This window comes from Candidatus Pelagibacter sp. Uisw_101 (assembly GCF_047727615.1).
Classification (GTDB): Bacteria; Pseudomonadota; Alphaproteobacteria; order Pelagibacterales; family Pelagibacteraceae; genus Pelagibacter.
On record NZ_CP159821.1, the window covers coordinates 386,932 to 411,121 of the forward strand.

General features: G+C 30.6%; 28 protein-coding genes. 17 read left to right on the plus strand and 11 right to left on the minus strand.

Features of this window, described 5'->3' with window-relative positions; all coding sequences use genetic code 11:
* Positions 1–6 precede the first annotated feature (6 nt).
* From ABXT48_RS02030 to ABXT48_RS02070, 9 genes are all read left to right on the plus strand, one after another.
* Positions 7–849, plus strand: a complete 843-nt coding sequence (locus tag ABXT48_RS02030; protein WP_415286821.1) for a fumarylacetoacetate hydrolase family protein — start codon at positions 7–9, stop codon at positions 847–849.
* A 6-nt stretch (positions 850–855) separates the two neighbouring features.
* Positions 856–2,028, plus strand: a complete 1,173-nt coding sequence (locus ABXT48_RS02035; RefSeq protein ID WP_415286822.1) for a mandelate racemase/muconate lactonizing enzyme family protein — start codon at positions 856–858, stop codon at positions 2,026–2,028.
* A complete protein-coding gene (locus ABXT48_RS02040) occupies positions 2,021–2,932 on the plus strand; it encodes an SMP-30/gluconolactonase/LRE family protein (RefSeq protein ID WP_415286823.1) in 912 nt (303 codons plus the stop codon). The genes ABXT48_RS02035 and ABXT48_RS02040 overlap by 8 nt, the downstream gene beginning before the upstream one ends.
* Entirely contained in the window at positions 2,907–5,597 is a 2,691-nt protein-coding gene (gene ppc, locus ABXT48_RS02045; RefSeq protein WP_415303106.1) for a phosphoenolpyruvate carboxylase, read from the plus strand. Before ABXT48_RS02040 ends, ppc begins: the two co-directional genes overlap by 26 nt.
* Positions 5,598–6,305, plus strand: coding sequence for a cytochrome c biogenesis CcdA family protein (locus ABXT48_RS02050; protein ID WP_415286825.1), 708 nt, complete (start codon positions 5,598–5,600; stop codon positions 6,303–6,305). It begins immediately after the preceding gene.
* 23 nt (positions 6,306–6,328) lie between these two features.
* The gene (locus tag ABXT48_RS02055; protein ID WP_168606473.1) at positions 6,329–6,910 is read left to right on the plus strand and encodes an FMN-dependent NADH-azoreductase; all 582 of its coding nucleotides are present in this window, start codon (positions 6,329–6,331) and stop codon (positions 6,908–6,910) included.
* Complete coding sequence (locus ABXT48_RS02060) at positions 6,910–7,716, plus strand: inositol monophosphatase family protein (RefSeq protein ID WP_415303108.1); 807 nt, start codon at positions 6,910–6,912, stop codon at positions 7,714–7,716. Before ABXT48_RS02055 ends, ABXT48_RS02060 begins: the two co-directional genes overlap by 1 nt.
* Positions 7,717–8,277 (plus strand): DUF924 family protein, encoded by a 561-nt coding sequence (locus ABXT48_RS02065; protein ID WP_415286827.1) that lies wholly within the window; start codon positions 7,717–7,719, stop codon positions 8,275–8,277.
* 219 nt (positions 8,278–8,496) lie between these two features.
* The gene (locus tag ABXT48_RS02070; protein WP_415286828.1) at positions 8,497–8,841 is read left to right on the plus strand and encodes a DUF952 domain-containing protein; all 345 of its coding nucleotides are present in this window, start codon (positions 8,497–8,499) and stop codon (positions 8,839–8,841) included.
* Between the two features lie 349 nt (positions 8,842–9,190).
* On the opposite strand, the gene ABXT48_RS02075 is transcribed toward ABXT48_RS02070, so the two are convergent.
* The 5 genes from ABXT48_RS02075 to ABXT48_RS02095 all read right to left on the minus strand — a co-directional run bounded on the left by ABXT48_RS02075 (position 9,191) and on the right by ABXT48_RS02095 (position 10,869).
* Positions 9,191–9,418 (minus strand): DUF2798 domain-containing protein, encoded by a 228-nt coding sequence (locus ABXT48_RS02075; protein ID WP_415286829.1) that lies wholly within the window; start codon positions 9,416–9,418, stop codon positions 9,191–9,193.
* A gap of 2 nt (positions 9,419–9,420) precedes the next feature.
* Positions 9,421–9,753, minus strand: a complete 333-nt coding sequence (locus ABXT48_RS02080) for a DMT family transporter (protein WP_415284131.1) — start codon at positions 9,751–9,753, stop codon at positions 9,421–9,423.
* A gap of 30 nt (positions 9,754–9,783) precedes the next feature.
* Positions 9,784–10,113 carry an antibiotic biosynthesis monooxygenase family protein gene (locus ABXT48_RS02085; protein WP_415286830.1) on the minus strand — a complete coding sequence of 110 codons (330 nt, stop codon included), beginning with the start codon at positions 10,111–10,113 and terminating at the stop codon, positions 9,784–9,786.
* A 146-nt stretch (positions 10,114–10,259) separates the two neighbouring features.
* Entirely contained in the window at positions 10,260–10,541 is a 282-nt protein-coding gene (locus ABXT48_RS02090; protein ID WP_415286831.1) for a hypothetical protein, read from the minus strand.
* A gap of 121 nt (positions 10,542–10,662) precedes the next feature.
* Complete coding sequence (locus ABXT48_RS02095; RefSeq protein WP_415284128.1) at positions 10,663–10,869, minus strand: hypothetical protein; 207 nt, start codon at positions 10,867–10,869, stop codon at positions 10,663–10,665.
* A 142-nt stretch (positions 10,870–11,011) separates the two neighbouring features.
* Between ABXT48_RS02095 and ABXT48_RS02100 the strand changes: the two genes are divergently transcribed.
* Positions 11,012–11,425, plus strand: a complete 414-nt coding sequence (locus ABXT48_RS02100) for a hypothetical protein (protein ID WP_415286832.1) — start codon at positions 11,012–11,014, stop codon at positions 11,423–11,425.
* On the opposite strand, the gene ABXT48_RS02105 is transcribed toward ABXT48_RS02100, so the two are convergent.
* The gene (locus tag ABXT48_RS02105) at positions 11,422–12,423 is read right to left on the minus strand and encodes a cysteine synthase A (RefSeq protein ID WP_415286833.1); all 1,002 of its coding nucleotides are present in this window, start codon (positions 12,421–12,423) and stop codon (positions 11,422–11,424) included. The genes ABXT48_RS02100 and ABXT48_RS02105 overlap by 4 nt on opposite strands.
* Positions 12,423–13,001 carry a serine O-acetyltransferase EpsC gene (gene epsC / locus ABXT48_RS02110; RefSeq protein WP_415286834.1) on the minus strand — a complete coding sequence of 193 codons (579 nt, stop codon included), beginning with the start codon at positions 12,999–13,001 and terminating at the stop codon, positions 12,423–12,425. Before epsC ends, ABXT48_RS02105 begins: the two co-directional genes overlap by 1 nt.
* A 77-nt stretch (positions 13,002–13,078) precedes the next feature.
* On the opposite strand from epsC, the gene ABXT48_RS02115 reads away from it, so the two are divergent.
* From ABXT48_RS02115 to ABXT48_RS02140, 6 genes are all read left to right on the plus strand, one after another.
* Complete coding sequence (locus ABXT48_RS02115) at positions 13,079–13,489, plus strand: VOC family protein (RefSeq protein WP_415278830.1); 411 nt, start codon at positions 13,079–13,081, stop codon at positions 13,487–13,489.
* Positions 13,489–14,970: an aldehyde dehydrogenase gene (locus ABXT48_RS02120; protein ID WP_415286835.1), complete on the plus strand. Its 1,482-nt coding sequence runs from the start codon at positions 13,489–13,491 to the stop codon at positions 14,968–14,970. Before ABXT48_RS02115 ends, ABXT48_RS02120 begins: the two co-directional genes overlap by 1 nt.
* A 99-nt stretch (positions 14,971–15,069) precedes the next feature.
* Positions 15,070–16,032 (plus strand): glycine betaine ABC transporter substrate-binding protein, encoded by a 963-nt coding sequence (locus tag ABXT48_RS02125; protein WP_415278832.1) that lies wholly within the window; start codon positions 15,070–15,072, stop codon positions 16,030–16,032.
* An 85-nt stretch (positions 16,033–16,117) separates the two neighbouring features.
* On the plus strand, positions 16,118–17,170 hold the full coding sequence (locus tag ABXT48_RS02130) for a quaternary amine ABC transporter ATP-binding protein (RefSeq protein ID WP_415303110.1): 1,053 nt from the start codon (positions 16,118–16,120) through the stop codon (positions 17,168–17,170).
* Positions 17,160–18,665, plus strand: coding sequence for an ABC transporter permease (locus ABXT48_RS02135; RefSeq protein ID WP_415303112.1), 1,506 nt, complete (start codon positions 17,160–17,162; stop codon positions 18,663–18,665). Before ABXT48_RS02130 ends, ABXT48_RS02135 begins: the two co-directional genes overlap by 11 nt.
* Before the next feature lie 9 nt (positions 18,666–18,674).
* Positions 18,675–19,280, plus strand: a complete 606-nt coding sequence (locus ABXT48_RS02140) for a LysE/ArgO family amino acid transporter (protein WP_415286838.1) — start codon at positions 18,675–18,677, stop codon at positions 19,278–19,280.
* 2 nt (positions 19,281–19,282) lie between these two features.
* On the opposite strand, the gene hisD is transcribed toward ABXT48_RS02140, so the two are convergent.
* Entirely contained in the window at positions 19,283–20,569 is a 1,287-nt protein-coding gene (gene hisD, locus ABXT48_RS02145; protein ID WP_415303114.1) for a histidinol dehydrogenase, read from the minus strand.
* 62 nt (positions 20,570–20,631) lie between these two features.
* Positions 20,632–21,543, minus strand: coding sequence for a bifunctional enoyl-CoA hydratase/phosphate acetyltransferase (locus ABXT48_RS02150; RefSeq protein WP_415286840.1), 912 nt, complete (start codon positions 21,541–21,543; stop codon positions 20,632–20,634).
* Between the two features lie 49 nt (positions 21,544–21,592).
* Here ABXT48_RS02150 and ABXT48_RS02155 point away from each other — a divergent pair, with 49 nt between their 5' ends.
* Entirely contained in the window at positions 21,593–22,735 is a 1,143-nt protein-coding gene (locus ABXT48_RS02155; RefSeq protein ID WP_415303116.1) for an epoxide hydrolase family protein, read from the plus strand.
* Here ABXT48_RS02155 and ABXT48_RS02160 read toward each other — a convergent pair whose 3' ends face one another.
* Together ABXT48_RS02160 and ABXT48_RS02165 are read right to left on the minus strand one after the other, a co-directional pair.
* Positions 22,736–22,981, minus strand: coding sequence for a hypothetical protein (locus ABXT48_RS02160; RefSeq protein WP_415303118.1), 246 nt, complete (start codon positions 22,979–22,981; stop codon positions 22,736–22,738).
* Positions 22,982–23,004: 23 nt separating this feature from the next.
* Positions 23,005–24,012, minus strand: coding sequence for an Ldh family oxidoreductase (locus tag ABXT48_RS02165; RefSeq protein WP_415303121.1), 1,008 nt, complete (start codon positions 24,010–24,012; stop codon positions 23,005–23,007).
* Positions 24,013–24,190 lie beyond the last annotated feature (178 nt).

Below are 24,190 nucleotides of genomic sequence, written 5' to 3' on the forward strand. Positions count from 1 at the left end.
AGAACTATGAAATTATTAAGAGTAGGACAAAAAGGAAATGAGAAACCAGCAGTCTTAGATACAGATGGTAAAATTAGAGATATCAGTTCACATGTTAGTGATTTAAATTCTGACTATGTCAATTTTGATACAATATCCAAATTACAAAATGTAGACTTATCATCACTTCCAGAATTGTCTTCAAGTGAGAGAGTAGGTTCTTGTATCACTAAGCCAGGTAAATTTGTTGCGATAGGTTTAAATTATTCTGACCATGCAGCTGAAACGGGTGCTGAAGTTCCATCAGAACCAATAACATTTATGAAGGCTACAAGTTCAATTAATGGGCCAAATGATGATATTGAAATTGTATCTGGCTCAACTAAACTAGATTGGGAAGTTGAACTTGGAATTATTATAGGTAAAGAAGCTAAACATATTTCGGAAGATAAAGCACAAGATCATATACTTGGATATTGTTTAGTTAATGATATTAGTGAAAGAGAATGGCAAATTGAAAAAATGGGTCAATGGGTTAAAGGGAAATCTCATGATACTTATGGACCAATTGGACCTTACTTAGTTACTAAAGATGAAATTACAGACATTAATAATCTTAAAATGAACCTAGATGTAAATGGCAATAGAATGCAAACAGGAAATACGAGTACGATGATATTTAATGTTAATGTTATTGTTTCTTATGTTAGTAAATTTATGTCTTTACAAGCAGGAGATATAATTACTACAGGAACTCCTCCAGGAGTAGGCATGGGAATGAAGCCTCAACAGTTCTTAAAAGCTGGAGACACAATGAAATTATCAATAGAGAATTTAGGAGAGCAAAACTCTAAGGTTGTTGCTATATAGTTAATTGTGAAAATAACTTCTATTAAAAGTCATGTACTTAGATATGAGTTAGATAGAGAATTAGGTTACTCACAGCAATATTATAAACATCGTACAGCCCATCTTGTAGAGGTTCAAACTGACGAAGGTATTACAGGGTGGGGAGAATGTTTTGGACCAGGTAATATTGCTCTAGCAAATAAATATATTGTTGAAAAGGTTATCCAAACATTAGTTGTTGGTGAAGACCCTTTAAATAAAGAATATATTTGGCATAAAGTTTACAATTTACTTAGAGATAGTGGACAAAAAGGAATGCCTATTCAAGCACTATCAGGCATCGATATAGCTTTATGGGATATTCTTGGTAAGAAAACTAAAACTCCTCTTTATCAGTTAGTTGGTGGAAAGTGTAATGATCAAATTCCAGTTTATGGATATGGAATGATGTTACGGAAAAAATCAGTTGATGAGTTAGTTGAATTATTCAAAGAAGAGGCAAAACAAATTAAATCCAAAAACTTTAAAGCAATGAAAATGAAAATTGGACTAGGACCAAAAGAAGATCTTAAGTTAGTTCAAGCAGTTAGAGAAGCCATTGGAAAAGATTTCAAATTAATGGTGGATGCAAATCATGCTTATAATACAAATGATGCTTTGTATGTTGGAAGAGGTTTGGATGAATTGGATATTTTTTGGTTTGAAGAGCCAGTAGCACCTGAAAATTATGATGGATACAAAGAATTAAAACAGAAAATAAATACTAATATTGCTGGTGGTGAGGCAGAATTTACAAAATACGGTTGGAACGAGTTAATTAAAAATAAATGTATTGATATCGCTCAGCCAGAAGTTTGTGGTTTAGGTGGTATTACTGAGTATTTAAAAGTATCAGCAATTGCTCAGGCAAATTTTATTCCAGTTATAAACCATGTTTGGGGATCAGCTGTAAGTATTGCTGTTAACTTACATCTGCTAATAGCGCAGCCTGATATGCCAGGTGGATTATTTCCATCAAAACCAATGTTAGAATTTGATACAACAGAAAAGAATATCTTTATTACTGATCTCCCCAAGGAAGATTTTTCTATTTTAGATCAAGTAAAACAAAATAATGGATTTGCCTCAATTACTGATAATCCAGGTATTGGAATAACACCTAATGAAGATTTTATTAAAGAATTTGAAGTTTATGAATAAAATTCAAACGTCAGAACCAAAAACACTTTGGAAACTAAAATGTAAATTGGGTGAAGGAACGTTGTGGGTTAAAGAACATAATTCAATATATTTTGTAGACATTAAAAAAAAACAAATTTGCATTTTAAATACTAATAATAATAAAAAAAAAATATTTAAAGTTAATAAGGAAATAGGATTTTTAGCACATATTAGAGATAATATTTTTATTTTAGGACTTCAAGGGGAATTGCGAATTCAAAATTTAAAATCAAAAAAAATTATTAAATCAATCTTGATAGAACCAGATATTAAATTAAACAGAACTAACGATGGTAAAACAGATCCAGCTGGAAATTTATGGTTTGGCACAATGGATAACTTAGAGAGAAAAATTGAAAAGGGATCATTATACAAATTAGATAAAAATTTAATACTTACTAAAGTTGATACTAATTACATTATAACAAATGGTCCCGCTTTTATTGATCAGTACAATTTTTATCATACAGACAGTAGTAAAAAATTAATTTATAAAATTAAGATTAATAAAAAAGACAAAATTATAAGTAAAAAAATATTTAAAAAATTCCCTATAAAAGATGGCTCACCAGATGGAATGACATTAGACAGGAATCAAAATTTATGGGTAGCTCATTATCATGGTGCTTGTGTCTCTGTTTTCAATAAAAAAGGAAACTTGATACATAAAATTGAACTTCAAGCAAAAAATATTACTAATTGTACATTTGGAGGTAAGAAAAATTCTGAAATTTTCATTACTTCAGCAACAAAAGGAATGAATACTAGAGAGTTGAAAAAATATAGTTACTCTGGATTTTTATTTAGTGTAAAAACTAATACGAGAGGATTTTTACAAAAAAAATTTATTTTAAGTAATGAAAAAAAGAGATCTTTACTATGAAAGAATACCTACTAAGCTTTTAAGAGAGGATATAAGGTTATTAGGTACATTTCTGGGGAGAGTTATAAGAGATCAAGAAGGTTTAGCTTTTTATAAAATAGTAGAAAGATTAAGGCTTTTATCAAAAAACACCTTATTAGATAAAAATAAAAGCAAAGTTTTTTTAAAAGTCTCAAAAGAAGTTAAAAAACTTAAACCAAAAGACATTTTTAGATTAACCCGATCATTTTCGCATATTTTAAATTTAATGAATCTAGCTGAGTCTCTGGACGCATCTAGAAAACTGAATGAATATGAAAATCCTTACTTTAAAAATAAAAATCAAAATATTTTTATTGAAGATATAATAAAAAATCTTTTTAAAAATAGAAACATTTCCAATAATAAGATTTATGAACAAGCGACAAAACTAGATATAGGAATAGTACTCACAGCGCATCCAACTGAAGTTAAAAGAAGAACTTTAATTCAAAAATATGCAAATTTAATAGAATTAATGGAGCAGAGACATCTTTATAAAAAATACCCATCAAAAATACTAGAAATAGACAGAAAGATTTATACTGAAATTACAGTTATTTGGAAAACAGATGAATTGAAAAGATCAAAACCCTCACCACTTGACGAGGCTAAGTGGGGCCTGGCAGTAATAGAAGATAGTTTATGGGATACAATTCCAAAAGTTTATAAAAGATTAAATGATATTTTTAGAAAAAACTTAGGTAAAGATTTGCCACGTGGATATAATCCTATTCAATTTGGTTCTTGGATGGGTGGTGATCGTGATGGCAACCCTAATGTTACTGCTGATGTTACAAAAAAAGTAATTTTATTTTCTAGATGGCAAGCAGCAAAATTATATGAAAAAGAACTTACAAAACTAATTCAAGATTTGTCCATGAAAGAATGCTCTCTTAAAATAAAGAAAATTTCAGGTAATAGTTTTGAGCCATACAGAGTTTATCTTAGACCTATTAGAGACAAGATAAGATTAACTTATCAACTAATAGAAAAACATCTAAATAATAATAAATCATTAAATGAGAAAAAATTACTAACAGATAAAAATGAAATCTTAAAACCACTAAGAGAAGTTCGGGAGTCATTAAATTTAAACCGTGGTCAACATATTGCTAATGCAGATTTACTAGATCTTATTAGAAGAGTACGGTGCTTTGGAATAAATCTTGCTAGACTTGATATAAGACAAGAGTCATCAAGACATCAAAAACTCATTTCTGATGTTCTAAATAAAAAATACAAAATTAATTTTTCTAGCTTAAGTGAAAGTAAAAGAATTAATTTATTAAACACATTAATTAAACAAAAAAAATATTTTATTAATAATTTAAAAATTAAACATAAAGATAATAAAGAAGTCTGGGATACCTTTAAACAAATATCAAAAGAACCTGAGCAATGTATGGGAGCGTATGTTATTTCCATGACTTCAAAGGCATCAGATATTTTATCAGTTTATTTTTTACAAAAACAAGCTGAAACTAAAAATTTATTAAGAGTAGTACCACTTTTTGAAACTTTAGATGATTTAAAAAATGCTAAAAGTGTTATGGAAAATATTTTCAAATTATCTTGGTATCGAAGGCTTATTAATCATAAACAAGAAGTGATGATTGGATATTCAGACTCTAGTAAGGATGCTGGAAAATTATCAGCTAGTTGGCATCAATACAAACTACAAGAAGAATTAAGAAATCTTGCAAAGAAATATAAAATAGATCTAGTATTTTTTCATGGAAGAGGTGGGTCTGCAGGAAGAGGAGGTGGACCCATTCAGGCAACACTTAAATCACAACCTGCAAATACAGTTAATGGTAAAATTCGAATTACTGATCAGGGAGAGGTTATTCAGCAAAAATATGGTTATAAACCTTTAGCTGAATACAATCTTTGTAGCTATATAGGTGCCGTTATGGACGCCTCTTTAAATCCTCCACCAAAGTCTAAAAAAAACTGGCGCGAATTAATTGAAAAAATGTCAGAAATAGCAACATCTTCATATAGAAAAAATTTAAATCAAAGTGAAGATTTTATAAGATATTTTAAAACTGTTACACCACATAAATCTTTAGGTAAACTTGCTATCGGTTCAAGACCTGCAAAAAGAAAGAATGTAGATAATATTCAAAGTTTAAGAGCAATCCCTTGGGTTTTTGCTTGGACACAAATTCGATTAATGTTGCCTGCGTGGCTAGGAACGACAGAGGCATTAAGATATGGGTCAATCAAAAAATTTTCTAAAACATTAACTGATATGGAAAAAAATTGGCCATATTTTGTGTCCACTATGGATATATTAGATATGGTAATTACAAAAGTAGATCCTGAAATTTCAATTATATATGAAAATAATTTAGCTGACAGTGCTTTAAAAAGAATTGGAAAAAAACTTCGATTTCAATTTGACGCATTGGTAAAATTACACAACAAGATTACACCTAAAGAGGTATTTAAAGAAAGAAAAGAATTTAGAAAAGCTTTATTTATAAGAAATAATTATACAGAAACTTTAAATATATTACAGGCAACTATTATGAACAAAATTAATAATAATAAATATAAAAAATTAGATAAAAAATTTATTGATGATGCTTTAATGACATCTATTGCAGGTATCTCTGCTGCTATGAAAAATACAGGTTAAATGATTGAATTATTAATTGCCTTTGGGGCAGGACTTATAAGTTTTTTATCTCCATGTGTTTTACCTTTAATACCAGGTTATATTTCTTTTATTACAGGAAATTCTTTGAATGAATTATTAGAAAGTAAAAAAATTAACATAAGACCCTTAATATTATTCACCTTAGGTTTTTCTTTTGTTTTTATTATATTTGGGGCAGCTGCTTCCTACTTGGGACAAGTATTGCTACAGAATTCAGAAACATTAAGAATAATTGCTGGTTTAATTATCATTATATTTTCTTTCCAATTAATTGGAATTATAAATATTAATTTTTTAAATTTTGAAAAAAAGATTTATACCAAAAAAAATAATAATATTTGGTTTTCATTTATTATTGGTATGGCTTTTGGCTTTGGATGGACACCTTGTATTGGTCCAATTTTGGGATCAATTCTTGCATTAGCCTCTACAGAAGAAACAGTATTTAAAGCTATAATATTACTTAGTTTTTATTCACTTGGGTTAGCAATACCTTTCATTTTATCAGGTTATCTAATGCAAAGATTTTTGATGTTTTCTAAAAACTTTAAAAAGAATATTAATTTAGTCACAAAGGGTGGAGGTGTAATACTTTTAATAACTGGAGTTCTAATTTTAACAAACCAATTGCAAATATTAGGCTACTATATTTTAAACTATTTACCCTTTTTGCAAAACTTCGGTTAATAGGTTAATAACAATCTATACTTATGAAAATTTATCAAATTGACTCAAGTGCCAGAAAAGAAGGATCAAGCTCAAGAGCATTAGCAAAAAAATTATTAGATAAAATCAAAAAACCAGGTGATGAAGTAATTTATAGAGATTTAGATGACGATATGCTTTTTGTTAGCGGCTTAACTGAGTCTGGAATGAAGATTGCAGAAAAAGACCAAACCGAAGAGCACAAAAAAATGTTTGAACTATCAGATAAACTTGTAAGTGAATTAAAGGAAAGCGATATCATTATAATTTCAGCGCCAATTTATAATTATGGCCCTCCAGCAACTCTTAAAGCTTGGTGTGACCTAGCAGCAAGAATTGGTGAAACTTTCAGGTTTAAACCTAATGGGAGAAGAGAGGGATTACTTAAAAATAAACAAGCTTATTTAGTAATTACTTCAGGTGGAACTAAATTAAATAGTTCAGAGGATTTTTTAACTCCATGGTTAAAATTTATATTAAATTTCTTTGGTATTGAAAAAGTTGAAGTAATTAGTGCTGATCAAATGGCGTTAGATTATGAGAAATCAATTAAAGAAGCTGAAAAACAAATTGAAAATATAATTTAATGAATTTATTAAATAAGAAGGATTACAAGTTATATTCTAACTTTCTAAATACCTTAGCAAAAGACTTAAATAAATTTTATTTTTCAAAACTTAATAAAACTTTCATGATATCTAACAAACTTAAAGGTAAAGGCTATGATCCTGTTACAAGCTCTGACAAAGCATTTGAAAAATTTATTAGATTAAAGATTAAAAAAAAATTTCCAAGTCATCAAGTTATAGGTGAAGAGTTTGGTCACAAAAAATCAACTAGTGATTACACATGGGTCATAGACCCAATTGATGGAACAAGATCATTTGTAATAGGCAATCCAACATGGAGCAATTTAATATCGCTTAATTTTAAAGGTATACCCGTTGTTGGTTTAGCAAACTTTCCAATACTAAATAAATATTATTTAAATTTTGATAATAAAAATTCTTTTGTTTTTGAAAAAGGCCAAAAAAGAAAAATCTCTGTTTCAAAAAATATACCATTTAGTAAGATAAAAGTATCAGGAGCATTTCATGGAGCAGTCTCTCTTAAACAACAAATGACAATTCCAAAGGTTTTAAAATTAATGCAATTTCCAACTGCAGACGCATTAAGTTACTCCCATTTATGTGAGGGGAAAATTGATGTTGTCTTTCAGGCTACTAATAAAATTTGGGATATTCATCCATTGATGCCAATAATAAAAGCTGCAGGAGGTATTGTTTCAACATGGGATAATAGAGATGCAGTTAATGCTGGAAGTATTCTAGTTTCAGCTAATCAATCTATTCATAATAAAATGCTTAAGCTTTTAAAACCAGTTTCAAAATAAATGCATACAAGAGCAAAAAAAATATTAGATTTTTGGTTTAAAGACACTCCACCAAAAAAAAGATTTCAAAAACATAAAGATTTTGATGAATTAATTAAAGAAAACTTTTTAAAAGATTATGAATTAGCAAGTACAAACGAATATGACGATTGGCAAGACACTTCCCTTGGATCTTTGGCTCTAGTTATTTTATTTGATCAATTTTCAAGAAATATGTTTAGAGATGATCCGAAAGCTTTTATCCAAGATCATAAAGCAAGGTTGATAGTTAACGATTCTGTTTATGCAGGCTTTTTAGATGAAATGGATCAAGATCAAAGACTTTTTATGATATTACCACTAATTCACAGTGAAGAGATCACAGATCATGATATGGCCTATTATCTACTAGATAAATTCTTAAAAGATCATCCAGGTTTAATCTCTATAAAAAAATCTTGGAAAGATCACACCTTAGTAATAAAGAAATTTCATAGATATCCTCATCGAAACTTAGTGTTAGATAGAAAATCTACTCCTGAGGAAATAGAGTTTCTAGCTCAACCAAATTCATCCTGGTAAAATGTTCACTAAGTGAACAGATAAAATAAGGTATTCAATCTTTGCATTGCTGTAGTGACAATAAGTCATTTTAATATTTCAAAGTGCCGTCTATAAGGAGCCTACAAAATTCAAAAATTAACATTATCTTCTCTCTCTATTAGATAGTTAATATTAGCTTCCCTCGAAAGAGGGAAGTTTCTTATTGTCAATATCCCCACTGAATAATATAAATTTTAAATGAATTTCAAATTTGTTTATAAAATATGTACTAAATCTGAATGGCATGAAATTAAGAGCAAAGGTCAATTAACAGGTTCTAAAAAAGATTTAGAAGATGGTTACATTCATTTTTCAGGTGACGATCAAATTTCTGGAACTCTTAAAAAATTTTACCAAAACCAAAAAGATTTAATTTTATTAAAGGTAGATACTTTAAAACTAGATCATTTAGTTTGGGAACAAGCATCAGATGGAAATATGTTTCCACATTTATATTCACCACTAGATATTTCTAATGTAGTAAATGAATTTGATATTACTTTAAATGATGATGGTACTCACGTTTTGCCATCTATTTTTTAACTTATCTTTTAAGGGGTTCACCCTTTCGGAAAGCCCAAAAGAGTTCCCCTGTAAGTTAGCGGTATGCGCCAAAATCCATAATAATGGACTTTATATTTTTTCGATCTTAATTAGTCTTTGATTATTTAATCACACCAGTTATGTGTCAGGTGGTGATAAATTCATAATCGACCTCCTTTATATATATTCACACAATAACATTTTCAAACATTGCATTCAAAACATTTATTTTACTTTATGTTAAATATATTTATTGAATTAAATTTTGATAAATAATAAAGTTTCGATAATTTAAATAATTCTTCTTACAATATTTTTTTCCGTAAAATTTTTACAATTCTTTTTATAATTAATCTTTTGAGGCAATTTTATTAACTAGAGGTCTCATAATTGGAGCCATAGTAAAGGCTGCAAGCAATGCAACTGGAAAAGCAAATAACCAAGAGTTAAAATATCTCTCTAAAAAACCATCACCAATGCCAGTGTTTACTGCAGTAACAACACCGCTCATTATAACACTCATTCCAAATGACATAAAAATCATAAATAAAGTTTGAGAATATTTTTTTGAAATCATAATTAATTATTTCCTAACAAGTTAACCATTAATACACCTATTATAATTAAACCCAAACCAATCATTGAATAAAGATTTGGCATTTGATTGAATCTAATTACACCAACAATTACAGTTGAAATAATTGTTAATCCAGCAAATGATGCATAAGTTATCCCCATTGGAATATTTTTCATTACCATTGAAAGTGCATACATACATAAAACGATTGTGATTCCTGTGATAATACTTGGAAAGAGAAGGGTAAAGCCTTCAGCACTTTTTGCAAAACTATTTGATGTGACTCCTAAAAAAACAGCTAAAATCAGAAATAAATATGAAGTTGTCATGTTCATTTAATTACCTTAAATGAAATCTTTTTAAAATTATATAACTACTTTAAAACCTTCAAAATCAGGCAAGCCTACATATCCATCAAAATCGGGGGGTCCAAGATATAAATTTCCTTCTAGTGTAGGATTTTTATGTGCTAATTGAAATGAGTTAGATTTTGTCCAGTTAATAAAGTCACTCTCGGTATTCCATTCACTATGAAAAATATAAAGAGAGAATTCTTTATTTACCTCACCTTTGAATAAGTTGAATTTCTTAAAGCCTTTCACACCATGAGTCTCTTGTTCACGATTTTTCCAAGCTGTTTCAAACTCATTTTCTTTGCCAGACATAACTTGAAGTCTACTTATTGCTAAATACATAAAACCCTATTTATTTATTATTTAAAGTTGGGACACTTAAGCAAATCCCAACTCTATTAATTAAGGAGATTTATCTTACAATCTATATAGTCAAAATATACATGAAGCATTACCGTGACAAATAGAGGTTTTATTAATCTTTTTAATTACCACCAACCCATTACTCTGCCATTACCAGCAATAATTAAGAGACAAGTTAGAACATGAAGCAGAACCCAGAATGTTCTAAAAGCTAATGCTTTCTTCACATCTGTTTGTTTAATAGGTAAAAACTCAGGCTTATCTTCATCATTAATACCAATTGGCATTCCAACTGTTCTAGCCCATATTTTTAACCAACGCCTTTGACCAGTCATATTTTTAACTTTTGTATTATTTATTAATTTTGTAACTACGTTTATTGTAATTGATTTAAAAAAGTAGTGCAATTTTAGAAAAACTATTTGATGTACCCCCTAAAATAACAGTTAATATTAAGGACACGCACGAAGTAGCGAGATTCATTTAGCTACTTTAAATGAAATCCCGCTAAATATATAAAATTATTTGTTAACTTTTAAAAAGCTCCATAGCTTTAGCTAATAACTCTTCTGATTTTGCATGATCACCAGCATCATGTGCTGCCATACCTTGATCTCTTAGCATTTGTGCTTCTGCAATTTTATCATCTATACTTTTTGCCATCATTGGACAAGAACCTGCATAAACTGAACTTGTAAAAAGTACTAAGAATAATGTTATTACTATTTTTTTCATATTTTCCTTTGTTTGATTAATTAACCAAACAATAGGAAAATAATAAGTTTTTGATATAACCAACATTGTCACTTTGCATGTGCAAAATGACCCAACTAGTTATTTAAGTATTTTTAAAGACTAATATTGTTATTATTTATTTATGATTGAAAAATTTAATGGAGTTTTTTATTTAATATTATTTGTAATACACTTTTTAGGTATAGGTATTTATGCGTATCAAATGATTATTGGAAACCAAAAATTTAGAGAAAAATTTCAAATAGACAAGACAGCTGCAACTGTTATGCGGATGACAGGTGCAATATTTCTAGGTTCTTTCTTGATGGCATTATATATTATGTTTGTAAGACCAAATGGTGTCGAAGCAACGTGGGCATTTTTCAATTTAGTTTTTGTTCAAAATTTTTGTATCTTTATAGTTAATACTTACTCAATTAAGATCGATAAGACGGGTGTTATGAACGATTCAAATGAAGCTATTATTGCACCATTAGTTTTCACAATTATTAGTGCCGTTCTTTGTTATGGATTAGCCAATAAGATTTATATTTAAAGCCAATTAGGGAAGGGTAAACCTTTTTCTTCTAGAAATTTCTTATTAAACATTTTAGTAGCGTACTTTTCACTTTTATCACAAAGTATTGTAACGATGGTTTTTCCAGGACCTAATTCTTTACCCATTCTAATAGCGCCAGCAATATTAATTCCACAGCTAGTACCAAGGCTTAAACCTTCATTTTCAATTAAATCATAAAGTATAGGAAGCGCTTCATGGTCATCTATAGAGTAGGCATCATCAATTTTAGCATTTTCAAAATTTTTTGTAATTCTACTTGATCCAATTCCTTCAGTAATTGATCCACCTTCAGATTTTAATTCACCATTTTTTATATAATTATAAAGAGCAGAGCCTTTTGGATCAGATAGAAATATTTTAATATCCTTATTCTTTTCTTTAAGAGCGTTACTTACCCCAGAAATTGTTCCACCTGTTCCTGATGAACATACAAAGCCATCAACTTTACCTTCAGTTTGTTCCCAGATTTCTTTGCCTGTTGTTTCATAATGACCTTTAGCATTAGCAACGTTGTCAAATTGGTTGGCCCAAACAACTCCATTGTTATTTGTCGGTCTTAGTTCATCAGCAAGTTTTGCTGCAACTTTTACAAAATTTGCATCATCTTTATAAGGTTTTGCAGGAACTAATCTTAAGTCAGCACCAATATTTCTAAGAAGATCTTTCTTTTCTTGAGTTTGGTTATCATTCATTACAATAATTGTTTTATATCCAAGCGAATTACCAAGTAGACACAAGCCTATTCCTGTATTACCAGCCGTACCTTCAACAATAGTTCCACCTTTAGAAATTAATTTTTTACTCTCAGCATCTTTAATTAAAGCAAGTGCTGCTCTATCTTTAACAGATCCACCAGGGTTCAAAAATTCAGCTTTACCATAAATATTACATCCAGTAATTTCTGATGCAGCTCTAAGTTTGATTAAAGGAGTATTACCTATTCCTGAAATAAAATTGTCTTGAATATTTTTCATTAGCTTGAAGTGTCTTTATCTACCTCTTCTACAGCATAAGGTTTAAATTCCTCAGTTGCAGTACCAACATTTTTAGCTGGTATTCCAACCATTACTGCATTTTCAGGAACATCTTTAGTAACAACTGCATTAGCTCCAATTTTAGCATTGGCACCTATCATCACAGGTCCTAATATTTGTGCACCAGAACCAACTACAACACAATCACTTAATGTTGGGTGTCTCTTAACATGTCTTTGGTTATTTGAATTAATGCTTGGTGCGATCCCGCCTAATGTTGCCATATGATAAATGGTTACATTATTTCCAATTTCAGAGGTCTCTCCAATTACAACACCCATACCATGATCAATAAATAAATTTCTTCCAATCTTAGCACCAGGGTGAATTTCAATTCCAGTTAAAAATCTTGATAGTTGTGAAATTATTCTTGCTACTAAATGAAACTTAGCAAGATGAAAAAAATTAGCAATTCTATGAAAAAAAACTGCTTTAACACCAGGATAAGTTAAAATTAAACTTAACTTAGATTTTGCCGCAGGATCTCTATCTATTATAGATTGTAAAAAGTCATTCATGAATTTAGCTTTTATTGATTAAAATATTATATTGGACTATATAGTCATTATATAACGAATTTAAAGAGGAGAAACTTATGTACAAAAACACAAATTGCTTTCATCTAGCAGTACCTTGTGGAGATCTTGAAGTAGCAAAAAAATTTTATAGTGAGACGTTAGGCTGTAGATTGGATAATTCAGCACAAGAGTGGGCTGATGTAGATTTTTGGGGAAATGAGTTAACTCTTCATGCAAGTGAACATAAAATGGATAGTGAAAGACACGATGTTGATATGGGCGATGTTTCTGTTCCACATTTCGGTGTTCATTTATCTAGAAAAGATTTTAATGCTCTTAAGCAAAGATTAAAAGACAATGGTGCCAAATATTACGATGAACCTTATTTAAGGTTTAAAGGTACCAAATATGAGCAAGAGACATTTTTTGTTAAAGACCCTAATGAAAATATTTTAGAGATTAAAACATTAACTGCAAATGCAGATTAATGGCTTCTGATTATAAATCTATAGCAAGCAAGATTAAGTTTGAAGGTAGAGCTTTTATTGATGGTAAGTATGTTGATGCTATCGATGGTGAAAAGTTTGAAAATATAAACCCTTCAACGGGTGAAACTCTTTGCTCTGTTGCAAAATGTAATCATAAAGACGTAGACCTTGCTGTAAAAGCTTCAAGAAAAGCTTTTAATAGTGGTGTTTGGTCTAGAACATCTCCAGAATTTAGAAAAGATATTTTACTAAAATTTGCAGAATTATTAAGACAAACTGGTGAAGAAAATTCTGTTCTTGAATGTATCGATACAGGAAAATTAATTGGAGACTGCATTAATGAGGTTGCAAATGATGCTCCAATGCATTTTCAGTGGTATGGAGAATTAATAGATAAAGTATTTGGTAAAGTTGGACCAACAGAACCATCGTTAACTAGTTTAATTGTTAAAGAGCCAATTGGTGTTGTTGCTGGAGTTGTTCCGTGGAATTTCCCTTTGATGATGGCAGTTTGGAAAATGGCACCAGCATTAGCTGCTGGTTGTTCAGTTATAATTAAGCCAGCAGAAGATACTCCACTAACTGCAATTAGAGTTGCTCAAATTGCAAAAGAAGCAGGTATCCCTGATGGAGTTTTAAATATAGTACCTGGCTTTGGTGATGTAGGTGAAGCACTTGGTAGACACAACGATGTTGATGCGATTTCATTTACAGGCTCAACAGAAGTTGGTGGACTATTCATGAAATATTCAGGTGAAAGTAATTTAAAAACAATTGGTTTAGAAATGGGTGGGAAAAGTCCATTTATCGTTTTAGAAGACGCAAAGATTACAGATGATTTAATTGATAATGCTATTAACTCTGCTTTTTGGAATGGTGGGCAGAATTGCTCTGCAAACATGAGGCAAATAATTCACAGCAAAGTTAAAGATGAATTTTTAGACAAAGTTTCAAAAAAAGTAAAAGCTCTTAAAGCTGGAGATCCATTAGATCCAGAAAGTAATATGGGGTCAATGATTTCTAAAAAACATTTAGCAACAGTTGATGGGTATATTCAAAAAGGAATTGATGAAGGAGCTAAGCTATTATTTGGTGGAGTTTCAAGTGGTGATCAAAAAGGTTTTTTTGCAAAACCAACTCTATTTGATGATTTAAAAGAAAACATGACAATTGCTCAAGAAGAAATTTTTGGACCAGTACTTGGTGTTCTTACAATTAATAGTGATGAAGAGGCATTAAAGATTGCAAGCAATTCAAAGTATGGATTGCACGCAAGTGTTTTTACTCAAGATATTGACAGAGCTTTTCATATGGCTAAAAGCCTACCTTGTGGAACTGTTTCTGTTAATACTTTTTCTGAAGGAGACATTAAAACACCTTTTGGTGGATATAGACAATCTGGTTCATTAAGTAGAGATCAAGGTACAGAAGCGTTAGATCAATATCTTCAAACTAAGACTATCTGGATTAGTCACTCTTAAAATTCAATTATACTAATCATAATAAATAACTAATTTTCTTTGACTTGTTCAAAAGTTTTAAGTTATGCTTCGTTTTTTAAATTAATAGAGAGGGATATAATGAAAATAATAAAAACTACACTTGTAGCTGGTTTAATTTCTTTATTTGCTACTTTTTCAACATTCGCTGAGAAAGTTAAAATAGGAGATCCAGGTTGGACAGGTGCAACAGCTATTGCTAACTTATTAGCAGCAGTTGTTATAGATAAAATGGGTGGAGAAGCAGAATTAGTTCCAGGAAATAATACTGCGATCTATGGTGCAATTGATAGAAGTAAAGGTGAAATTGAAGTTCACCCTGATATCTGGTTACCAAACCAACAAGCTTATACAAATGATTTAGTTCCAAAAGGAACTCTTAAGTTAAGTAGCAACCCATATGATGGAGACCAAGGTTATTGTGTTTCTCAACAGTTTGCGAAAAAATTTAATATTACTGCAATCGAAGACTTAGCTAGACCAGAAGTTGTTAAAGCAATGGATAGTGATGGTAATGGTAAAGGTGAATTTTGGATTGGAGCAGATGGTTGGGCATCAGCAAATGCAAACCAAGTTAAATTAAGAGACTACGGTTTATATGATGCTGGCATTGAAGCAATAAGAGCAGCAGAAGCAGTTAAAAATGCAAGAGTACTTGACTCAATTAAAAAAGGTGAAGGTTATGCATTCTATTGTTATAAGCCACATGCAATTTGGGGAATGGCAGATGTAGTTATGTTGGAAGAGCCAAAACATGATCCAGCTAAATACAAAATGGTACAACCTAAAGAAGATGCTGACTGGTACAAAAAATCTTATGTTGCTTCAAAAGATGCGCTTAAAAAAATTCAAATTGGTTGGGGTACTTCTTTAGAAAGTAAATCTCCAGCTATTGTTGAGTTTTTTAAGAACTTTCAATTAACAGGAGATGATGTTTCAGCTATGGCATATGCAATTTCAGTTGAGAAAAAACAACCAGCTGATGTTGCTAGAACATGGATGAAAAATAATAAATCTAAAGTTGATGGTTGGTTAGGACTTTAAGTTAAGTTAAATTTTTACCCGGCGACTTTATTTGTTGCCGGGTATATTTCTTGAAAAAAAATTATTAAATTTTTGAACGGATCTGATGGACTCAGCTATTGAAATAAAAAATGTTTGGAAGATATTTGGTAATAATTCCAAAGAAGCGTTAAACGCTATTCAAAATGAACATATTTCAAAACAAGAAGCTTTAGAAAAATATAATTCAGTAATTGGTGTATCAGATGTTTCTTTTAACGTAAAAAAAGGAGAAATTTTTTGTGTAATGGGCCTTTCTGGAAGTGGTAAATCTACTTTAGTTAGGCATATCAATAGATTATTAGAACCAACTTCAGGCCAAATTTTAATCGATAACGAAGATGTAATGAAGTTTGATTCAAAAAGTTTGCAAGATCTAAGAAATAAAAAGATAGGTATGGTTTTCCAAAACTTTGCATTAATGCCTCATAGATCAGTATTGGATAATATAGCAATGCCACTTGAAATAAGAGGCATCAGTAAAAATGATAGATTAGATGCTGCTAATAAAATTTTAGATATTGTAGAGCTTCAAGGCTGGGGTAACAAATTTGCTCATGAACTATCAGGTGGAATGCAACAAAGAGTTGGATTAGCAAGAGCTTTAGCAGCAGATCCTGATGTTTTATTAATGGACGAACCGTTTAGTGCGCTAGACCCATTAATTAGAAGACAGCTTCAAGCAGAATTTATCAAACTTTCAAAACAAATGAAAAAAACTACAGTGTTTATAACCCATGATTTAGATGAAGCTGTAAGAGTAGGCCATAGAATTGCAATCATGAGAGATGGAAAAGTTATCCAAATAGGAACGCCAGAAGAAATTGTAATGAAACCAGCAGATAATTATGTGGCTGACTTTGTTAAGGGAATATCAAGATTAAAGATTGTCCAAGCTAAATCTATCATGCAGCCAATTGAAAAATTTGAAAAGGAATTAAGATCAATAGGTAAAAATTTAGAAAGTGTTCATGAAAATGATTTATTAAACAAATTAATAGAAAAATCCTCAATTAAAGATGAACCAATATTAGTAATTAATAATGAAAAAAAAAATATTGGTGTGATTACACAGGCAGATTTACTTAAAGCAGTTGTAGAGGGTAGTGATGGAGAGTAAAGAAATTAGAAACCCTTCAAGAGGTGAGTTAATCACCAACTTTGTAAAAAGTAATCCAGATTATTACATAAAAGAATTTCAAAAAATTGGTAGCAAACCTACTTACTCATTTTCATTTAATTTATTTGCATTCATACTTGGACCAATTTGGTTTGGAATGCGTAATGTTTGGAATTGGACTTTAGCTTTTTTAATTATTGAAACTTTTTCAGTAGTACAAATAATCAGAGGTTTATTTGGTAATATTACGGCAGACGCTATTGCTAAAGTAGAGCAAGTTAAAGGCACAATAGCTTTTAGAAATAAACAATTAGAAGCAGCGATAGAAAATAATCCAGATAAAATCGATGTGTTTAAAAGAAACATAAATTCTTTAGAAGATGCGATGCAAGGTTATCTAGATGAAATTACAAGAGTAGAAGCTTCTGCAATTTGGATTGCTATGTTTGGTTTTATTTTATTGATAGCAGTTAAGATTGTTCAAGGTGTTTTAGCGAATTCAATTTTAGAAAAGAAATATTCTGAATGGTTATCTGATAAATCTATTCATCCAGGTATGCAGTTTAAAAATTACATCTACAGTAGTGTTTTTACCTCTGTTATAATGATCTTTACTGTTATCCATTATAGTTTTCCAGGCTTACTTCAGGTAATGGATACGTTCCCAACTCATCCGGAAATAAGATTATTTTCAATTAAATGGATAGAGATTATTTTTGATTATGCTGTTGTTAAAGGAGATGTGATTTTTACTGCTATAACAATTGGTATTAGGTCGGTATTAGATTTCTTAGAATTATTGTTTGTTAAAACTCCTTGGATAGTAATTATAACTGCAATTGTAACTCTAACTGGTTTATCTGCAGGACCAAGAGCTGCAATATATTCAGCAGGATTTTTGGGTTACATGGGTTTTTTAGGTTTTTGGGTTAAAGCAATGACGACACTTGCTTTGTTAGGAACAGCTGCAATTTTAAGTATAGCAATAGGTATTCCTCTTGGAATTTTCTGTGCAAGGCGACAAAGATTTTATTCATTAATTAGACCAATAATGGATTTCATGCAAACAATGCCAGCCTTTGTATTTATGATTCCAGTAATAGCATTTTTTGGAACTGGAAAGGTTGCGGCAGTAATCATTACTATGATTTTTGGAGGCACACCCGTTGTAAGACTTACAGTTTTAGGTTTACGTGGAGTGCCAGAAACAATTCGAGAAGCAGCTATCGCTTATGGTGCAACTAAATGGTATTTACTAAGAAAAGTAGATCTACCACTAGCCACACCTTCAATTTTAGCGGGTGTTAATCAAACAGTAATGTTAAGTTTAGCAATGGTGGTTGTAGCATCTCTAATTGGTGCAAAAGGTTTGGGACAAGATGTTCTTGAGGCATTACAATATGCTAATGTTGGACAAGGTATACTTGCGGGTATAGCTATTTTATTTGTTGCATTAATACTTGATAGGGTTGTTCAGGGTAAAAAAAGAGTTTAATAAAACTTAATGGATTATTTAATATTAGGTTTTTTAACTGGATTAAGTTTAATTTTAGCAATAGGAGCCCAGAATATTTTTGTAATAGAGCAGGGGTTAAAAAAACAATATATATTTCTTGTTTGTCTAATTTGTTCTATTTCAGATTTTTTATTAATTTTTTTAGGAATTTTTTTATTTCAATATTTAAATAATTATTTCACACCAACAGTTGAGTTAATTTTTAACATTTTACTCTTAATATTTTTACTACATTTTATCTGGGGAAAGATTAAAGCTAAAGTTTCAGAGACTTCATTTAACGTGGACATCAAAACTAGTAATTTACCTAGCATTTTAGTTAAAACTTTAGGTTTTACTTTTCTAAACCCTCACGTTTATTCAGATACTGTATTTTTCCTTGGAAATTTTTCTAAAAGCCTTAGTCAAATGGATAAGTATTATTTTGGAGCAGGGGCAGCTATTTCTTCATTCCTATTTTTTTTTATACTGGGATATCTTTCAAAATATTTTTCTAAATATCTTAAGAGTGTAAAAGTGTGGAAAAGAATAAATTATTTAATTATTCTTTTCATGTCTATTTTGGCTTTAACAGTGTTGATGGAAATTATCTAAGTTTAATTAGAATAACCGTACTTTTTAAGTCTAACGTCACCTGTTCTTGCGTGTGCTTCCATTCCTTCGTATCTAGAAATTCTTGCAGCTGCAGCACCAACTAACTCAGTAGACTCTTTTGTCATTCTTTGGAAACTTAAAGTTTTAACAAACTTACCAACAAATAATCCACCCGTGTATCTTCCTGCACCTTTAGTTGGAAGAATATGATTAGTTCCTGAGCATTTATCTCCATAAGCAACAGTTGTTTCTTCGCCAATAAATAAAGAACCATAATTTGTAAGTCTTTTGTGAAACCACTCTAAATTTTCTGTCTGAATTTCTAAGTGTTCTGGAGCATATTCATCACTAATAGTTGCCATTTCTTCATCGGTATCACAAAGAATAACTTCACCATAATCTCTCCAAGCAGCATCTGCGTTTGTTCTTGGAACTTCAGGCAACTCAGCTATTAATTCTGGAACTCTTTTCATTACCTTTTCAGCAAGTTCTTTGCTTGTAGTGTATAACCAACAAGGCGAGTTATAACCATGTTCAGCTTGACCAACTAAATCTACTGCTACTATTTCAGGATCAGCTTTAGCATCGGCAATAATTCCAATTTCTGTAGGACCTGCAAATAAATCAATACCCACTTTTCCAAATAAAATTCTTTTAGCCTCTGCTACAAATTGATTTCCAGGACCAACAATAATATCAGCTGCAGGGTTATTGAATAAACCATTAGTCATTGCGGCAATTGCCGGAACACCACCTAAATTTAAAATTACATCAGCACCACATAGGTCGGCTGTGTAAATAATTGTCGGATGAGCACCCACACCTTCTTTTGGGGGGCTACAGGCGATAACATTTTTTACACCTGCAACTTTTGCTGTAGTTACACTCATAACAGCTGATGCAATATGTGCATAACGACCTCCTGGCACATAACATCCAGCAGTATTAATTGGTATTAGCTTTTGACCAGCAAATAATCCATCTGAAAGTTCAACCTCAAAGTCCTGACCATAGTTTTTTAATTGTGCTTCAGCAAACTTTCTAACTCTTTCGTATGAAAACCGAACATCATCTTTTGTTTTTTGGTCTAATGTTTTTTTAATCTCCTCAATTCTTTCTTTGGAAACAATAATATCACCATCATACTTGTCAAATTTCTTTGTAAGATCGATACAGCCTTGTTCTTTAGTAGTTTCAATATTTTTTAATAAATCTTGAACAATTCCAGTTGTTTTAGTGTCGTCTGTTGATGATGTTTTAGGTGATTTTTTTAAATATGTTATTGCCATTGTTTCCCTCTCTAATTTTGAAGCTTTATTTAAAACATTAATGTGATTATTTCAATGAAGAATTAGTCTAAAGCAACAACAGCAGCAGCAATAGAGGCCAATCTAGCTTGTGCTTCATCAGATCTACTAGTAATTACTATTGGAACTTTACCACCTACAACAACACCAGCTGCACAAGCACCCATAAAGTAAATCATCATTTTAACTAAACTATTTCCAGTTTCAACACTTGGAACTAACAATACATCTGCATCACCAGCTACTATATTCTTAACACCTTTTATAGCAGCAGATTTTTTTGAAATACTATTATCAAATGCTAAGGGACCAAAAACATCAGCATTTAAATTATCTTCTTTTGCAAGTTTTGTAATTTCATTTGCTTCAATAGAGCTTGGCACACTATCCAAAATTTCTTCTGTCGCTGATAGAACTGCAACTTTTGGCCTTTTAATTCCTATACGATTTGAAAAATCAATTACATTTCTTAAGATATGCATTTTTGTTTTTATATTAGGTAAAACATTTAAAGCACCATCGGTAATTATAAGAGGCTTGTCGTCTTTAGTATTTGTCATATGCCATATGTGGCTAAGTCTAGTTTTTCCAAGTAAATCATATTCTCTTTTTAAAACTTCTTTCATCAAAATATCAGTGTGGATATGACCTTTAACAATAATCTTTACTTTATCTTCACTTGCAAGTTTTGCGGCTATTGCTGCCGTGTTATTTTCTATAGGTTCATGAATTATTTCATACGAAGAGATGTCCCATTTTAAATCCCCAGCACACTTAAGAATTTCTTTTTTATCCCCTATAAAAATAGGTGTAATTAAGTTTTCATTAACAGCATCTTGAACTGAAAGCATAGGTAAGGGCAAACCTGCGTTAACAATAGCAGCATTAACACCTTTTTTCTTATGTGCATGGTCTAGAAGGTTATTAGGACAAACAATTTCTTTATTTGAAAGCATGAGGTATATTTAGTCTGAATTTTCAAAAAGTATATACTGTAAATTGATAATGATTAAGCCTTTTAAACTAAATATTCCCGATAAAGCACTTCAAGAAATTTATACTAAGGTAAAAAATTACCCATGGCATGAAATGCCAGACGATGGTGGCTGGAAATATGGAAGTAACCTTGAGTATATGAAAGAGATCTCAAGTTATTGGATCAAAGATTTTGATTGGAGAAAACACGAAGCACAAATAAATAAATTTTCAAATTTTACGACTATTGTAGATGACATTGAAATACATTTTATTCATGAAAAGGGTAGTGGCTCTAACTCAACTCCATTGCTTCTTATGCATGGATGGCCAGGATCAGTTATAGAGTTTTTACACATAATTGAAAAACTTGCACACCCAGAAAAATTTGGTGGAAAAATTGAAGATGCTTTTGATGTTATTGTTCCTTCTTTACCTGGTTTCGGATTTTCAGGTAGACCGTCCAAACCAATTGGTCCAAGAAAAATGGCAGCTATCTTAAATAAATTAATGATAGAGAACCTTGAATATAAAAATTATTTAGCACAAGGTGGAGATTGGGGGGCAACTATAGCTAATTGGATTGGTTATGATCACTCAAAGTCATGTAAAGCAATTCATATTAATTGTTTAACTATGCGTCATCCAGATGGTCCACAATCAAAGCAAGAAGAAGAATGGCAAAAAAGGTTTGATAAAGATCAAATAATGCAGGATGGTTATAGAACCCAACAAGCAACAAAACCACAAACATTGAGTTATGGTATGATGGATAGCCCCGTTGGTATTGCAGCATGGATTATTGAAAAGATGTATTCTTGGTCTGATTTAAAAAATGGTGATATTGAAAGTGCTTACTCAAAGGATACTTTGTTGGCAAATATTATGGTTTATATAGTTACAAAAACTTTTAATACAGCTTCTTGGATTTATTATGGAAGAAGAGAAGAGGGTGGACGTTTTTTCCCTAAAGATTTTAAAAAAATAGAAATACCAACAGCTGCTGCAATTTTTCCAGCTGAAATGTCAGAGTGGCCTCCGAAATCTTATGTTGATAGAATATTTAATATTACGCAATGGACTGAGATGCCAAGTGGTGGACATTTCGCAGCAATGGAAGAACCAGAGTTGCTAGTTAAAGATATTATAAAATTTGCTAAAACTATTCGTTAATTAAATATTTGATCTTGGATCTTTTAGGGATTTAATCTTTTTAACCATACCTGTTAATTTTGCAGTAATAAAAACCACATATACAAAAATAAAGCCTAAAGCCATAGTTGATAGAACAGTATACACAGCTGTTAGATTTTCTAATTTAAACCAACTTTCAACACCAGGGTTAGAATAATATAGAAAATTCCAAAAAATAAAAAAAACTATTTCATATATTATAATAATTTTAAATATAGGACGCATATTATAAGCTTACTATAATAACTTTATTTCAATAAACTATTTAAATCTTCCATTATATTCTTAGAAATTTTAATCTCTTTTTTAAGGTTATTCTTATATTTGTTGAATTTATTTTGCCCAGGATAAAGAATTTCTTTTACCCCTTTGATTTTAGGTAATTTTTTTATTGTTTTAATATTATCTTTAATTCTCTTATTATAACTATTTCCAACAAATAAATTAGGTTTTAGTACAAAAAATAAATGACCTATATTTTGAGGTCCACTAAAGTCTGTAAAAGGATCTTTAACACGACCTGCATGATTACCCCCTGTAAAGACCCCACTTAAAATATCTACCATCCATGCTAAACCAGATCCCCTAAAACCTGCTATGGGTAATTGAACACCTTCTAAAGCTTTTTTAGGATCTGTTGTGGGTTTACCATATTTATCTAAAGCAACACCTTCAGGAATTTTTGTTCCTTCTCTTGCGGCTACTCTAATTTTTCCTCTATTAATCATTGATATTGATGTATCAAGAATAAAAGGAACTTTAGATCCCGTAGGTGTTCCAAAGCAAATAGGATTTGTTCCAAATAAACTTTTTAATGCTCCATGAGGTGCAACAGCAGGAGGGGCGTTTGTAAACACCATGACCATTAGACCTTTTTTAACAGCTTGTTCTGCATAATAACCAGACAAACCATAATGACCACTATTTTTTACCGCAACTAAGCCAATACCTGTTTTTTTAGCATTACCTATTGCTGTTTTAATAGCAGTATCTGCTGCAACAAAACCAATGCTGTTGTTGCCATCAACATGAGCAATTGATTGAGATATCTTTTTAACTTTTATTTTAGCCTTTGGATTAATTACTTTTTTATTAATTCGATCACAATACATTTTAAGTCTGGATAAACCATGTGATGGTGCACCTACCAATTCAGCATTTATTAAAGCTTCAGCACATATGGTTGCGTGGCTTTTACTTAATTTATGACTAATAAAAATTTTTTTAATAATTTTTTTTAATTTATTAGGAATCATAAATATTATTATACAACCGTAACGTTAATAATATAGGCTTTTATTGGAAAATTACATAAATAAAATATTTAATTAGTTGACGTAACAAATTCATTAGATGTAGGCTTGTTATAAGGAGAAACTATTTATGCAATCGATAAAAAGATCTAGCATAGTTCGTCTTAGGCGCTAGAAATGT

Coding starts and splice junctions, on each gene's coding strand:
- ABXT48_RS02030 (WP_415286821.1), top strand. CDS start 7: ATGAAATTATTAAGAGTAGGACAAAAAGGAAATGAGAAACCAGCAGTC.
- ABXT48_RS02040 (WP_415286823.1), top strand. CDS start 2,021: ATGAATAAAATTCAAACGTCAGAACCAAAAACACTTTGGAAACTAAAA.
- ppc (WP_415303106.1), top strand. CDS start 2,907: ATGAAAAAAAGAGATCTTTACTATGAAAGAATACCTACTAAGCTTTTA.
- ABXT48_RS02050 (WP_415286825.1), top strand. CDS start 5,598: ATGATTGAATTATTAATTGCCTTTGGGGCAGGACTTATAAGTTTTTTA.
- ABXT48_RS02055 (WP_168606473.1), top strand. CDS start 6,329: ATGAAAATTTATCAAATTGACTCAAGTGCCAGAAAAGAAGGATCAAGC.
- ABXT48_RS02060 (WP_415303108.1), top strand. CDS start 6,910: ATGAATTTATTAAATAAGAAGGATTACAAGTTATATTCTAACTTTCTA.
- ABXT48_RS02065 (WP_415286827.1), top strand. CDS start 7,717: ATGCATACAAGAGCAAAAAAAATATTAGATTTTTGGTTTAAAGACACT.
- ABXT48_RS02070 (WP_415286828.1), top strand. CDS start 8,497: ATGAATTTCAAATTTGTTTATAAAATATGTACTAAATCTGAATGGCAT.
- ABXT48_RS02075 (WP_415286829.1), bottom strand. CDS start 9,418: ATGATTTCAAAAAAATATTCTCAAACTTTATTTATGATTTTTATGTCA.
- ABXT48_RS02080 (WP_415284131.1), bottom strand. CDS start 9,753: ATGAACATGACAACTTCATATTTATTTCTGATTTTAGCTGTTTTTTTA.
- ABXT48_RS02085 (WP_415286830.1), bottom strand. CDS start 10,113: ATGTATTTAGCAATAAGTAGACTTCAAGTTATGTCTGGCAAAGAAAAT.
- ABXT48_RS02095 (WP_415284128.1), bottom strand. CDS start 10,869: ATGAAAAAAATAGTAATAACATTATTCTTAGTACTTTTTACAAGTTCA.
- ABXT48_RS02100 (WP_415286832.1), top strand. CDS start 11,012: ATGATTGAAAAATTTAATGGAGTTTTTTATTTAATATTATTTGTAATA.
- ABXT48_RS02105 (WP_415286833.1), bottom strand. CDS start 12,423: ATGAAAAATATTCAAGACAATTTTATTTCAGGAATAGGTAATACTCCT.
- epsC (WP_415286834.1), bottom strand. CDS start 13,001: ATGAATGACTTTTTACAATCTATAATAGATAGAGATCCTGCGGCAAAA.
- ABXT48_RS02115 (WP_415278830.1), top strand. CDS start 13,079: ATGTACAAAAACACAAATTGCTTTCATCTAGCAGTACCTTGTGGAGAT.
- ABXT48_RS02120 (WP_415286835.1), top strand. CDS start 13,489: ATGGCTTCTGATTATAAATCTATAGCAAGCAAGATTAAGTTTGAAGGT.
- ABXT48_RS02125 (WP_415278832.1), top strand. CDS start 15,070: ATGAAAATAATAAAAACTACACTTGTAGCTGGTTTAATTTCTTTATTT.
- ABXT48_RS02130 (WP_415303110.1), top strand. CDS start 16,118: ATGGACTCAGCTATTGAAATAAAAAATGTTTGGAAGATATTTGGTAAT.
- ABXT48_RS02135 (WP_415303112.1), top strand. CDS start 17,160: ATGGAGAGTAAAGAAATTAGAAACCCTTCAAGAGGTGAGTTAATCACC.
- ABXT48_RS02140 (WP_415286838.1), top strand. CDS start 18,675: ATGGATTATTTAATATTAGGTTTTTTAACTGGATTAAGTTTAATTTTA.
- hisD (WP_415303114.1), bottom strand. CDS start 20,569: ATGGCAATAACATATTTAAAAAAATCACCTAAAACATCATCAACAGAC.
- ABXT48_RS02150 (WP_415286840.1), bottom strand. CDS start 21,543: ATGCTTTCAAATAAAGAAATTGTTTGTCCTAATAACCTTCTAGACCAT.
- ABXT48_RS02155 (WP_415303116.1), top strand. CDS start 21,593: ATGATTAAGCCTTTTAAACTAAATATTCCCGATAAAGCACTTCAAGAA.
- ABXT48_RS02160 (WP_415303118.1), bottom strand. CDS start 22,981: ATGCGTCCTATATTTAAAATTATTATAATATATGAAATAGTTTTTTTT.
- ABXT48_RS02165 (WP_415303121.1), bottom strand. CDS start 24,012: ATGATTCCTAATAAATTAAAAAAAATTATTAAAAAAATTTTTATTAGT.